This window comes from Pandoraea anapnoica (assembly GCF_902459765.1).
GTDB classification, from domain to species: Bacteria; Pseudomonadota; Gammaproteobacteria; order Burkholderiales; family Burkholderiaceae; genus Pandoraea; species Pandoraea anapnoica.
In genome coordinates this window covers 188293-202123 of sequence record NZ_CABPSP010000006.1, presented here as the reverse complement: position 1 = coordinate 202123, position 13831 = coordinate 188293, and the positions used below count along the sequence as shown (strand labels likewise).

At 65.3% G+C, this 13831-nt stretch carries 3 protein-coding genes; 1 reads left to right on the top strand and 2 read right to left on the bottom strand.

The annotated features are described in order from the left end of the window. Positions 1-20: 20 nt before the first annotated feature. Positions 21-656, top strand: coding sequence for a trimeric intracellular cation channel family protein (locus PAN31117_RS12310; protein ID WP_039399799.1), 636 nt, complete (start codon positions 21-23; stop codon positions 654-656). 48 nt (positions 657-704) lie between these two features. On the opposite strand, the gene PAN31117_RS12305 is transcribed toward PAN31117_RS12310, so the two are convergent. Next, a complete protein-coding gene (locus PAN31117_RS12305) occupies positions 705-1343 on the bottom strand; it encodes an RNA polymerase sigma factor (RefSeq protein WP_174990933.1) in 639 nt (212 codons plus the stop codon). A gap of 181 nt (positions 1344-1524) precedes the next feature. Beyond that, positions 1525-13818 (bottom strand): filamentous hemagglutinin family protein, encoded by a 12294-nt coding sequence (locus PAN31117_RS12300; RefSeq protein WP_150738437.1) that lies wholly within the window; start codon positions 13816-13818, stop codon positions 1525-1527. Between the last annotated feature and the right edge of the window lie 13 nt (positions 13819-13831).

Sequence of the window (13831 nt, the reverse complement as noted above, 5' to 3'; positions counted from 1 at the left end):
CCGGCATTGCAAGGGACATCATGAAAACAGAAATCTTCTACGCCCTGTACCTCATCGCCATCGTCACGGAAGCGATGTCAGGGGCCATCATGGGGATGCAGCGCGGCATGGACCGCTTCGGGCTAGCCTTTGTCGGCATGGTGACGGCGCTCGGCGGCGGCACCATTCGCGACGTGCTGTTCGGCCGCCATCCGCTCGTCTGGATCGCGCATCCGGAGTACCTGCTGCTCACCCTCGGCGCGGCGACGCTCGCGTCCATCGTTGCGCGCCACATTCACCGGCTGCGCATGACGTTCATTACGGTCGACGCCATCGGCCTCGCCGCCTTCACGATTCTGGGGTGCGATATCGGCATGACCGTGAGCACGAGCCCGGTCATCGTGGTGCTCGCCGGGGTGCTGACGGGGATTGGCGGCGGTATGCTGCGCGATCTGCTATGCGGACAGGTGCCGCTGGTGCTGCGCCGCGAGATGTACGCCAGCGTGGCGTGCATCGCGGGAGCGATGTACGTGGCGATGCTGCATTTCGGCGTGCCGAACGGCGTCGCGACGGGCGTGGGCTTCGTCGCGGGCTTCGTCATCCGCATGCTGGCCGTGTGGTTCGGTTGGCGCTTTCGCACGTTCGAGGACGAAGCGCCGTCCGAGCCGTTGCATTAACGCCTTACCCGGCGCAGCGGCGCGCGCCGGACATCCATCATGCGCCGCTCAGGGCTTGATCGCTTCCGACGCGTCGGGCAGCCGCGCCGGACGACGCGACTCCGTGATTCCGCCTGCGGCCTGGCGGCCAGTCTGCTCTGCACAGTAATCGAGCGTCTGGCGCAGCAGCGTGTCCACCTTGCGCAGCGAAATACCGTGACGGGCGGCCACTTCCTCGCGCGTCAGATCGTCGATACGCAACTCGACCAGCACGCGGCGATGGTGTCCGGACATCTCGCCAAGAGCACGTGCGAGCGCCGCCAGCTCTGAGCGTGCCCCCGCAACCGCCTCAGGTCCGGGGCCTTGGTCGGGCAGCACGTCGAACACCTGGTTCTCGTCCGCCAGCGACTCCCACATCCGGCGTCCCCGCATCTGATCGACGGCGAGGTTGTAAGCCATCCGAAACACATACGTCTCGCCCTTGTGCACGGCCTCGGGCAAGGTGGCGCTGCCGAGCCTCACCCACGCCTCGTGCAGGCTGTCGCTGGCCGTATCGTGGCAGCCGATGCTGCGCGACAGACGGCGCAGCAAGCGGTCGTAGTTCGCTTCCAGACACTCCCTCAACACCTGCGTGGCCGTGCCCGCGCTGCTTTCCTGCGCCTGCGCGGCACGCACCGCAGCTTCAACGCTGACATTGGTCAGATCCACGTCGCCGCTCCCGGTGCCTTGCCGCACTCGACTTCCCCGTCATGCCACTGCGCGAACATTGTGTGCCCCCCGATACCCATGAACGCTTGCGTCGGCCGTCGCTGCAATCGCGGGCCTCATTGATATGACGGATGTCGGAGGGCAAAACCGCAGACTATTTTTTGTAACGGGCAACCGCGTGTCACAGATGTGCCTTTTCCTCCCGCGTGAGCTGCATCTTCTGGGCTTCGGTCAACTCACCATTTCCCACCAGTTGAAAAGCACTGGACGGGTCGTAGCCGATCTTCGCGGCCGTTGCACCGCCCGCCGCACCGCCCTTCTGATCGGCCGACGGGCCGCTCCCGTCACCGGCGCTCAGCATCCGCACCGAGAAGATCGACGGGGCGTTCTGACGCTGCGAGACGCGCTCGCGCGCCATCGCGTCCTGGGCGGCGTTCGCCGCCTGCGACGCCGTAGCGCTCGCGTTCGTGAGTGCACCCACGTTGACCGCCGCGATCACCGGCAGGCCCGTCGATTTGCCCTGCACCTGAACGTTGGCGGCATTGACCACCGCCAGCGCCGCGAAGTTGACGTTGCCCGACACCCGCACCCCGGCCTCGCCCGCATCGATCGTGCCCAGCGGCGCGACCAGATCGACGTCGCCCGGCGGCACTTCCGGTAGCGGGGCCAGCGTTGCGATACCGGCACCGTTCGACGGTGCCGCAGGCGAAAGCGTCACATCGCCGACGTTGTCGTACACGCGCTTGGGCGGCGTGTAAAGCACTGTGGTTTTGGAACCGCGCCCCGCGTTGATGTCGCCCTGCGCCGACCACGCCTGAATGCTGCCGCCGAAGGTCGTCATGATGCGTGAGAGGCCCAGCAGGATGCTGTCACGGCTGTAAAGCGCGATATCGCCCTCGCCTTGTGTGACGACACCGGCCGTCGCGCCCGGCGTCACGCCTTCGACGCCGACCAGTGTACGGCCGCCCGGGTTCAGCATCTGGATACTGCCGCCGAAGTTGGTCCGCACCCCGGCGTCGGCCGTAATCGGAATGTTCACGCCGCCCACGTTGTTCATCCCCGTCACACTGCTGAACATCGTGATCGCCCCGGTGTAGTCGATGGGCTGCCCCTGTGCATTGAGCGACGGGAACAGTGTCGCAATGGCGTCGCGTCCGCGCAGATAGCTGCCGTAGCGCGGACTGCCTACGTCGTTGTATTCACGCCCACCAGCGAGTAGCTCCTTGAAATACACCTGTCGCACGAACGCGCCTTGCTGCGGCGACGGCAACGCAAGGAAGTACGCTAACGCATCGCTCGCGGTGCCTGTATAACCGAAGCGATCGGCCAGCCACTTCACCAGTTCGTCCCCGTACGCATGGGCCACCTTGCCGCTGCCCGCCAGCGTCGCCCCGGTGAACAACTGATTCGCCGGATCGAAGTACAGCTTGGCGAAGCTCGCATAGTCGGGACCGTTTGCGCCCACACCGGCGAGCACCGAAATGTCCGCGCCCCCTGCCGTGTTCGACGGGTGAATCACGTCGCCAACACTCGTTAGCATGCCGTAGTAGCCCTGATACAGATTGCGTCCCGCCTGCATCTGCAACAGCCCCGGGCCGACGATGTTCGCCGACTGGAAGAGAATGTCGCGCCCTGCTTGCATCCGGCTGATATCGCTGCCCGTCGGGTTCAAGAACGTGTTCGGCGTTGCACCCACCCCGACGATATCGCGCCCGGCCATCACCTCGAACGGCTTGGCAGCGATGTACCAAGTGCTATGCGTCGGTATGAAGCCCGCCACCGGGTCGTTAATCAACTTCGGGATCGTCAGGCCCAGACTCAGATCGTCGATATCGATTCCCGCGTAGACGCGTGCCGCGACACTGTCCTGCGCATGCAACAGCGACGTAACGGTGTCTTCGCCATAGGCGAGCGGGTTGTTGCTGGTGCGCAGAATGGCGGCGTCCACCGACGCGCTGTTCAGATTCGACACCTTGAGCGCCTGGAAGAACGGATGCCGCGGCGTGGCGAGGCTCGACATATCGGCCCCGGACATGGCGACCGTCGCCCCCTGCCCGTAGATCGAACCGGCAGCGAGCATATCGAGCTGGCCGACCGGCGACGAGATCAACTCGATGTTGCCGCGCGGATCGCTCGGCGTGAGCGCCGTATTGAAGCGGATGTCGCCGTTCGCAGCCACAACGCTCAGGCTGCCGGGAAGATACGACGTGCCGTTGGTGGACGTAGAACCGTCGCTGCCGACGCCACCGTCGAGCGGAACCACATCGCCTCCCGCCGTGAACAGACGAATGCCGGTCTCCGGACGATAGAGCGTGAAGCGCGTGTTGCCGCCCTTGCTCACCGTGCCGGTCGCGCTCGTGTAGTACGAGCCGTCCACGTCCGTGCCGAGCGTCATGCCTGCGTCGCCCACGCCACCGAGCACGAGATCGCCGCGCGCACTCACGCTCACCACGCCGTCGCCGGGCACGACCATCGGTCCGCGAGTCACCGTCACGCCCTTGATCGTCGTGATGGGCTGCGCACGTGGATCGTACGACTTCCAGTACGCGCCGTTGCCGTACGGTGCGGTCGCCCCGATCGAGCCTGCATCGATAGTCGTGTCGCCGCGTAGCGCAGTCACCGAACCGAAGTAATCGCCGGGACGATCGGCCGCCACCACCGACGCACGCCCGTTGAGCATGCCGCCGACCTTCACCGTCAGATCGCCTCCGCCCGTCTGCACCACGGTGCCGTCGGCCAGCACACGGCCGGTCGAGGCGACCGCCAGATCGAGGCCCGTCGACTTGAGGACATTGTCCGACGCCATCACCCCGGCATTGCGCCCGGCGATCAGCGTCAGATTGCCGCCGCCAAGCGTACCGATACCCTGGAAGCCGACGATGCCCGGCGTCACGTTGTACGGGTTCACCTTCACCATCGCGCCGAAGTTGATGCCCCAAGCGGTCGGATCGGTCGTCAGACCCGCCCCGCCTTGCCGCCACAACCAGTTCGACGTGATGTTGCTGTCGACGTAACGCGACGAGTTGTCGTTCATCTGGATGTTGCCGGTCACGTCCTGTTGGGCCGAGATCAGCACGTCGCCGCCGTGCTCCGGATACCAGACATTCACCCCGCCCGCCGAAGCCGTGTTCGGCAGGTTGTACGGATCAGTGCCGTTCGCCGCGAGTATCGGAGCAGACGTCGTCCCCGCCGTGTACACGCCGAACGGCGTAGCTTCACTGAAGCTGCCAGCGGCGAGAATGTCCAGATTGCCGGTGCCGGTACGTAGGAGACTGAACGTCGTAGCGCGCTGACCGTTGTTGTACGACGCGTCGCTCAACGTAACGTTGCCCTGTCCGGCGAGCGCACGCGTCGTCCGCATCGCGCGCTGATCGGCGGACGCGAGGTCGGCCCCGCCGACCAGACGCAGCGATGTCGACAGCGAGCCTGCCGCCAGCATCGCCGCGCCCGGTGACGTGGCCGGACTGGGCGCAACGGCGGGACTGGTCAATGCGGAGAATGCGGGCATGTTGCCTGCCTCAAAGCCGAAGCCGTAGCTGTTGCTTGCGCTAAGCGTAGTGCCCGCCGGGATCGTGTCGCCCGGGTTATACGAGTTGCCTTGCGTATCGACGTACGGCCCCCACCAATTAATCGTCCACCAGTTGTAGAACGCATCGTTCGGAACCGTCCACGCGTTCGCCAGATAGAGGTCGTTGTTCTCGTCGAACCAGTAGGTAAAAGTGGCCCCACCGACCACGTTGGTCTGTTTTTTGAAGTACGGCGCGGTCGTCACATCGATAAGGGAGAACTGCGCCGGTGCACCCGCCGATGCACGGAAGCCGTCCGAGATGCTGCCGCCGATCGTAAGGTTGCCGCCCGCGCGCACCACGAGCGCCATCGGCTCGCCCGCGCCGTACGATGCCGAATTGGGATCGCGATTCGCGTTCGGGCCGTAGCGGAACTTAGCGAGGTCGATATCGCCGATGGTCGACAAATCGCCGACCGATGCAATCTGCACGCCTGGACGCAGGTGATATGCGCTGCCCAGAGCAGACAAACCCGCCGTGCGTGTCGCAAGAAAACTGTTGGCCGCCGCCGCATTGATGAACGACGTGCTGGCAGCGTCGTAGCCGTCGAGCGTCCCCTGCGAAATCCCGCTGCCCGCGGGCAGGTTGTACGTCCAGAAGCCATTGAGTGCCACGCTGTTCGCGCCACGAATATTGAGCGGTCCCGACGCATTGATGGCGATGTCGCCCGACGTTTCGGACGTGCGCACGGCGTTCAGGATGACTTCGCCGTAGTTCGTGCCGCCCGGCGTGCTCAGGTCCAGTGTCGCGCCTGGCGAGAGCGTCATCGTGCCGCTGGCGGTCGTCAGTTCGATGTGCCCGCGATTCTTCGCTTCGATGGGGGCACCGTAGCTGTCGACTTGCAGCTTCGTGCTGTGCGCATCGAGCAACGATGTGCCGCTCAGCGTCAGACCGTTAGCCGCCGACAGACGAATGGTGCCCGATGCGCTCCCGGAGGCGTCGATGGTCCCGTCGACCGTCAGACTTCCACCGTCGACCGAGATATTGACGTTGTGCGCCTTGACGCCGTTGCCGACGTTCAGGTCGCCATGCTTCTGCACGAAGCTGCGCGCGTCGAAGAAGCCCCCCGTCGTGAGCGACGCGTTAAGGCCCGCAAAGTCCGCAAAGCTGCCTGCCGACGCGCCGAAGTCGCCGCTGAGGTAGCCCGTGTTAGCCGCGCCGCGCAACTGTCCGTTCAGCGCCACGGTGCCATTGCCCGCATCGATGACGATGTCGCCTGCGTTGTTGTTCTGCGCTGAGACATCCATCACCGATCCCGCCGATTGCGTGACGTTGCCCTGTGCACTCGTCAGCAACAAAGTGCCGCCGAAACCGTACACGGTCGCATCCTGAACGGCCGACTTCTGTCCGCTCAGGTCGATGCGGCTTCCGTCGGCGAGCACGATGTCGTTCGTGGCGTCCACGGCCAGCTTGCCGCTGGGCAGCAGCACCGTGCTGCCGAGTCGCACGCTGTCGCCTGTGAGATCGATCTCCGCGCCTGCGATGGTCGATGTCGCGGCGCTCGGTGCCGTGCCCGCCGGGGCGACGACATTCAGCGCCCCGCCCGCCACATAGCCGGTGACGGACTTCTGCGTAGCGCTCAGCAGCGGCGTCGCGAGCGTGAGATTACCGCCCGTGCCGCTCTGGCCGAACACCGCACCGCTCTGCGTGCTGGGGGCCTGATAGACGAAGAGCGTGCTGCGGCCTGCCGAGACGATGCGCTCGCTCGCCGTCAGATCGACGTTGCCGAAGCCATAGATCGTGCGCGTGACGTTAGTCGTGTCCGTCGACGAGAACTGGCCGAGGTCGATTTCCCTGGCGACAAGGCTCAGCGTGCCGGACCCAGTACCCGGGCCGCCTGCCGCGATGGCAGGTGCCGAGGCGCCCGCCACACCGTTCCACGTCAATCGGTCGGCGGCCACCGTCGCATGATCGGCGCTGCCGCCGTAGCCATAGATGGCCGGGGTTTTGAGCACGACCTCCACACCGGAGCCGCGCGTGTCAAGGTTGCGGCTGCCAAACACGTTGATCGCGTTCGCAGCGCCCAGCGTGAGCTTCTCAAGCGCCGGTGCGCCGCTCGTCGGATCGCCCTGCATCAGCGTCGATAGCATCGTCTGATTGAACATCATGCCCGCCGGATTGCCCGCTGTCGCGATCTGCGCGGCGTCGCCCACATTGAGCGATCCCACCGCGAGCGAGATGTTGCGTGCGCCGAAGCGCGCCGTCGGGTCGAGCTGCGAAGCGCCATTCGTCGAGAACACCACCGTGCCCTCGGAGAACAGGCCCGAACCGGCCCCGATGGTGATGGTGCCGTTGCTGGTCTGCGGCCCCGCGAACTCGATGTCTCCGTTGGACACCGCCAGCACCGTGTTGGCGAAAGGCGTGTACGGCAACCCGGTCGTTGCCGTGTCGAACGGTGCCGGTCCCTTGCCTATCGTGGTCAGCGTGACGTTATTGCCGAGCGTGATGTTCGTGCCGTTCGCGCCGACCAGATAGATCTCCCCAGCGGAGAGCGTTACGCCATCGCGCAGGAAAAGGTCTGAGTTGCCGCGTCCAATAATCATGTACTGCTGACCCAGCGTGACCGCAGCGGTACCGTTGATACTCAGGCGCGGCGCTTCGATGGCGCTCAGGGCATCGGCCGACACCGACACGCCCGTGTAGCCCGCCGTGCGATTGCCTGTCGTAATTTCACCGATACGCTCCACGGCGGCCTGTCCGGCGACGCCGCCCGGCGCAGCCTGAAAGCGCGCCGTGCCGTCGAACGTGAAGACGGGCGTCGTCGGAACTTGCGAAGGCGTATCGAACTGGATGTCGAGCGCCTTGCCGTCGCGCGGCAACAGCGGGGGGATGTTGCCGAACTGCGCGGCCTGCGTGGTGAGGAAATCGCTGTAGCTCTGTTCGTTGAACTGCGAGTACCTGCGCACGGCGTCGGCCGACGTCACCAGCACAGTGGACGGCAACTGACTGCGCCCCGACGTGTTCGCAATGCTCGTGTAACCCGACGTCAGGTAAGTCCCGTTGCCCGCTGCGGTCGCCGTTGCGGGAAGGTTCTGGCCTGTGCCGCCGATTTCCACCCGAAACGCACCCGGCAGCAGCGCGTAGTTCGACGGCAGCAACGTGTAGGTCCCCGCAGGCAACCCCGGCACGCCCGCACCGAGGGTGATGCGTTGTCCGATGGCGGGATCGCCCCCGCCGTTTTCCGGCGACACCGGTGCGTAGCTCGACGCATAGCCCGGCACAATCGCGTAGACCCTGTTGCCCGCCTTACTGAGCGTCATGGTCGGGTTCGCATTGACGAGCGGCGTCGTCAGCACGTTGACCGAGCCGCCCCGGCCTGTCACGAAGCCCGCGCCGGTGAGCGAGCCACCGCCCGAGAGATCGAGTACCGCCCCCCTGTCGACTGCGACCGACTCGCCCTCCAGACGAATCCCGGAACTGATGCCCCACCCGCCCGACGTGAAACCGCCTGCGCCCAACGCCGCAATGCTCGCGCCGTTGTAGTTGTAGGTGACGCCATCGAACGTGCCGCCATAAGGCATCGTCAGACCATTCGTCGACACGGAGGTCACGCTCCCCGGCAGCAACTCGACGCGTTTGACGCCCGGCACCTGCCCCGGCACAGCGCCCGCCTGCCCGAAGATCAACACACCGAAGGGCGCGCGCAGCACACCGCCCTGCATGATATTCGGTGCAGCCAGATAAAGCGTGCCGAAGACGGACATCGGGACATCCGGCACGTCGGCGGTGGAGCGCCCGAGGGTGAGCGTCGCGTCGTAATTCGGGTTGCCCGATCCGGCGATGATGTTGGCCATCGCCCCCGTCGTCGGGTAAATCTGCGCGCCCACGAAGTCCATGTCCCAGCCGGACATGATCGACGTGCCCGCCTGCAATTCGGTCGTTGGCAGGAAACGGATGTCGCCCTGACTCACGAAGCGTGTCGTCTTGAATCCTTGCGACGGCGTGCCGACGAACTGGTTGGTCGCGGTGTCGTAATACGCCGTGCTCGCGCCGAAGCTGATCGGCCCCTGGATGTCGATGAGATTGGCATCGACTTCGAACGTCGCATTGGTCGGCACGCTGTTCGCAGACGTATTGCCGATCGCACCGGAACGGTAGCCGTCGCGGTACACGGCCGGTGTGGCGGAGAAGCTCACATACGGAGCGGAAAGGCGAACCGTGTTAATCGTCGGGGTTTGTGTCCCGACCATCGGCCTGCCGGAGGTGATGGCGTTGGCCGTGAGCCTCAGGCTCTTGTCGAGTGCAAGCGACACGTCGCCTCTGAACATCAGATAGTCCGTCGACGCCAGCGTGGCAGATGCGAAACCGCCCTCGCGGATCTGATCCGCGCTCACGGCCGCCAGACCGAACGTCAGAGACGACACATCCGCCGGTCCCGCCAGCACGACCGGCGTGCCGCGTGCCTGCGTCACGGTGAACTGCGACGGCGGCAACACATTGCCTGGAATCTTGCCTGCCGGATCCTGAAACTGTGCGGAGACGAGCGAGAGCGACAGATCGCCGCCCAACGCACCCGCGCCGCCAGCGAAGGCGTGCGCGTTGCCGTCGAGCATCAGACCGCTCGTCGTGCTTAGCGAGATGGCGCCGCCGTTGGACGCGAGCGTTGTGCGCCCGACCGCGTTCGAGGGTTGTCCGGACACCGTCGCGGTGTCCACGGTGACGGCCGCGCCATCGGCATTGAGCTCCGCGCCGGGACGCACGATCACGAACGACGGGCCTCCGTTGAGTGTGATGCTGCCCGCGTCGGATACCTTGCCGTAGGTACGGCCGGAAGCGTCGATGGCGGTGTAGCCGAATCCGGAGACATCGAGACTGGCCGTCGGGCCGAGCCAGGTTGACATGCCGAGGTTCTTGCCGCCGACGTCGAAGTTGCGCGCGCTGGGCAGGACGTTGTCCGCTTCGGAGGTCAGCGTGATCTTCCCACCACGCGCCGTCAGCGAGCCGTCGACCGTAATCTGCCCGAACGAGTCGAGTGTGATGTTCTGCCCCGGGTCCACGACGACCGACGCGCCGCGTCCGATCGACACGTCGCCGCCCGTCTTGTTGCCCTGATAGTCCTTGGCGATTGAGCGCAGCGCGATGCTCGCGCCAGCGCGCTGCGCAAGCGTGCCGGTCTGTGCGTTCTCGGCAAAGAGTGGCGGCAAGACCACTTCCATCGCGCTCGCAGGATCGGCCCCGGTCCGCGCAGTGAAGCTGTTCGTGCCGAAGCGATACACAGGCATCACCGGGGCGAGCACCACGCCGGTGTCGACGCGCACACCCTGACCACCCGTGATGTCGTAGTTGCCGAAGCCCGCAGCAAATAACGGCGTGTTACTGCCCGAATCCCCGGCGTTGAACATCGGCACCGGGGCGACAGCCACGTCGCGGGAGAACTTCGTGCCCGCAGGGACCACCGAACCGGTCGGATAAGTCACGTCCACGCTATTGACGGTGCCCGCCGAGTACACCACTCGGTACGGCTGAATCGCGAAGCCCTGGGGGAAGACTCTTGACGGAATCACCGTCCCGGCGGGAATGCCATTGTTATTGTTGTAACCGGTGACGGTGAAGACGCGTGTGCCCTGCGGCACCGTGTCCCCGGGGTTGAAGTAAGCGTAACCGATACTGCCGTCGGTCTTGTACGCCAGCACCTGCGTGCCGGTCGGCACCACCCACGGCGCGGCCGTCGGCTGCGTCGGGCCCGTGGCGACCGAAATGTTGACGGGCAACGGCACGTCCATAATCAGCTTCGTGTGTGCATCGACCGTCGAAAATGGCAACGGCGTGCCCGCAGGTACGGTGTACGGCTCGGCGAGCTTGACCGCGACATTGGACGTCGTACCGGCCGCAAGCAAGCCGCCAGCGAGTTCCGCGTTCGAGCCGATCATGATGGCGTCCGGCGTCGAGACCGTGAGCTTGCCACCGCCGTTCACGCCATACGCCACGATGTCGCCGTTCAGGATGAGCGTACCGGCACTGATGTTGACGTTCGACGCGGAATCACCTGCGATTAAGGTGACGTTCCCCCCCGTGCCGCCCTTCGTCTTACCGTTCGCCAGTACCGCGCCACCCGAGGACACGTCAATCGTGCTGCCCTCGCTGATCGTCACATCGCGCGTGGAATCGAACGTGACGTTACCGCCGTTCAGAAATGCCGTCTTCGAGAGCGAATCGGAATCCGTACTGCCGTTGACCCAGAGGCCGCGCACGTCGATCTTCGCGCCAGGTTCGAGCGTCAGCGATGCGGTGCCGTCCGACTTCAAGAGCGCAATCGGATACGTATCGGTCGCGCGCAAGTACATGTTGGCGATGGTGACCGTGCCCGACGGCACGGTGATAGTCCCGCTCACGTCCACGTCCGGGGCCACAAGACTCAGCCTGCCGCCGTTATCCAGCGTCAGGTCGCGCTTGACAGCGATATTGCCCGCAGAGACGAGATCGAGTTCGCCGAAGCCCGTCCGATTCAGGCGCGATACGTCGAGCCAGAGGGTGTTCGCGCGCGAGGCATCGAGGGCGTCCGCCACGCCCATTCGCGACGTGATGTCGTCAAACGCACCGATCTCGACGTCGGTCGTGAACGCACCGGTGCGCCCCGGCCCCGCGTACTGCCCCAGCGTGAGCGAACCGGCGCGGGCGACTGCGAACTGACTCAGCGCATAGCCGTCCGTCAGCGCACCAGGGCGTGCCTGCGTCTGTACCGGACCGGTGTAGACGTTCGCAATCACCTCACCTTCGAGCACGGCGGTCGGTGCGGAAATGCTCAGACGACCAGCGTCGCGGCCCACGGTATAGCCGTTTTGCAGCACCCTCGTCGGCGCGATCAGCGGACTGGCGTAGGACTCGGTCGCGCTCGTGCCCCAGCGCGGGTGGGTCACCTCGAAGCCGTTGTAGACGCCGGTGTAGAGGACATTTGTCGGGGCTGTATTGACGTTGTAAAGCTGACCGTCCGCACCACGCAGCCAAGACTGATTGAGGTACCCGGTCTGCACGTTGTACGTGCCGCCCGAGAGGTTGATGGCCGCACCCATCTGTGTCACGACCTCATTACCGCCGAGCGTAATCATGCCGCCCTGCGCCGTCCATTCGCCGATACCGTGCGCCTGATTGGCAAGATAGCCACCGACCTCCAGCAGGCCGCCTGGCGTGTACCAGCGCTCGTTCGCGTAGCCACCGACGCTTGCAGGCACATAGACCAGACGGCGACGGTCGATATAGACGTTCGCGTTGTTGAGCGCCGCGTTATCGCGATTTCCCGGGGCGTCGCGTTGCTCGTTGCCCTGAACGTTGACCTTGACGTTGTTGCTGTCCATCGAAAGCGACACACCGACGGCCCCCGAGACATCGAGCTGCGCACCGTTCGCGACGAAGCTTCGACCGATCGCGCTCACGGCAAGCTGACCGCCTGTGGCGAGCGTGAGCGAGTTGCCCTGAAACTCGACGTTGCCGCCGCTGACGATTTCCACGCGCGACTGGTCGCGTCGGTCCGAGAGTTTCGAGAGGTTGTCGAACAGCCCCGACGACGCCCCGGCACGCAGCACGTCCTGCGCCACCGAGTCCTGCATCAGCGCCGAGCGCTGGCTGTCGAGCGCCGTGGCGCCGTTATCGCTGATGAGGACCGACGTCAGCGCCCCATTGCCCAGCGTCACTTTGCCCAGCGTGTCGCTCGCAGAGTTCAGCAAGTGAATCGTGCCGCGCGTATTGACGGTCGTCGTCGACACCGCCGTGCCGAGTTGCTGCACGTCGCGTCCTGCCAGCGTGATATCGCCTTCAGGCACCATCAGCAAGCCTGTGTTGACGACCTTTCCGGCTACGCTCTGCGCGACGAGCTGCGGCGCGATTTCGTTGCCTCGCGTCGTCGACGGGGTGTTGGCATCGGTACCCACGCCCTTGCGAATGACGAAGCTGTCGCCAGCGGCGAGTGCGACCTGCCCTTGTGGCGTGACGATGGTCCCCGCGTTGCTCACCTCTCGTCCCACCAGCATGACGTAGCCGCCGCCCTGGGTGACCGATGTCGGCGTGCGCGTGACGATGTTGGCGCCGGCTTGCACTTCGACTTTACCGAGGGCATCGGTGAACGTCGGCGCCGTGCCATTCGCGCCGTACAGCCCGTTGGTAGTGAACTGCGCGTCGGTCATCTTCGCGGCCGCGGCGACCAGATTACGCGTATCGACCTGACTCGTGCCGCCGAAGATCACGCCGTTTCGGTTCAGGATCAGCACGGTGCCGTCGCCGTGAATCTGCCCCTGAATCCGGCTCGGACGCGCGTTCGGATCGTTCACCCGGTTGAGCACCGACCAGTCGCTCTGCTGGGCGAAGTTGACGGACGTGTTGCGCCCGACGTTGAACGTTTCCCAGTTCAGGATCGCCTTGTCGGCTGTCTGCTGAACATTGACGTTGGTCTTGCTGTTGGATGCCGACTGCGTCGGCGCGTTGGCGTTGATCCAGCCCTTCGTCAGGCTGTTCGTATCGACTTTGAGACCGCCCTCAGTGAGGCCATCGGGGATCGTGGCATCGGTGTTGGCCGCGGCCGCGCGCGCATTTGCTTGCGTCGCCTGCATGGCCGCGATGTTCTGCGCGGCCGAACTCAGATTTGCAATCGAGCGTTGCAACTGTGCGTTCGCCTGTTGCTGCTGTGCCGACGGATCCATCAGCGTCGTTACCGGCATGCCGTTCGGCAGGCGGCCGGTTTGCGATGCCGTCGCCTGCGCTGCACCGCGCGCGGCGAACCATGCGCTGCTGAACGCCTGTTGCGCATGCGCCGCCGACGACGCAAGCAGTGTCAGCGCTGCGGCCTGAACGAGCGGTTTGCGATGGAGCGTGCGAATAACGCGACCGAGACGGTGACGCTTGCGTGGCGCGTCGTCACTGGGGTTGGCAGAAGCGTCTGAAGCCGGGGGAGCGAGCGAAAGCAAAGGGTTCGGTTGCATGTCGGGTCTGCAG